General features: G+C 77.5%; 1 protein-coding gene. It reads right to left on the reverse strand.

What is annotated here, in order from left to right; all coding sequences use genetic code 11:
- The coding region (locus tag SACPADRAFT_RS0224385) for an alpha/beta fold hydrolase (RefSeq protein ID WP_040924835.1) at nt 1-342 on the reverse strand (342 nt) is incomplete at its 3' end.
- Nucleotides 343-408 lie beyond the last annotated feature (66 nt).

Here is a 408-nt window from a genome sequence, read left to right on the forward strand (position 1 = left end):
GTGCCCGACGAGGTGGGCCCGGCGCTCCCCGAGCGCGCGGACGAGTCCGGCCACGTCGCCGGCCAGCGTCCACCCGTCGTAGCCCCGCGGTGGCTTGTCCGAGTCGCCGTACCCGCGCAGGTCCACGGCGACGGCCCGGTACCCGGCGTCGGCGAGGTCACGCAGCTGCCGGTGCCAGACCCACCAGAACTCGCCGAAGCCGTGCAGCAGGAGCACGAGCGGACCGGAACCGAGCTCGGCGACGTGCAGCCGGATGCCGTTGGCCGAGACGTCCCGGTGGGTCCACGGCCCCGCCAGCCGGACGGACGACGGGTCGGGCGGTGGAGCGGACGACCTCGGCAACCCGGTCAGTGCCCCGCCGGGGAATCCGGGCCCGCGCCCGCGGGACGCCTGCCGCCCGCGGAGGCG

Source organism: Saccharomonospora iraqiensis subsp. paurometabolica YIM 90007 (assembly GCF_000231035.2).
GTDB lineage: Bacteria > Actinomycetota > Actinomycetes > Mycobacteriales > Pseudonocardiaceae > Saccharomonospora > Saccharomonospora paurometabolica.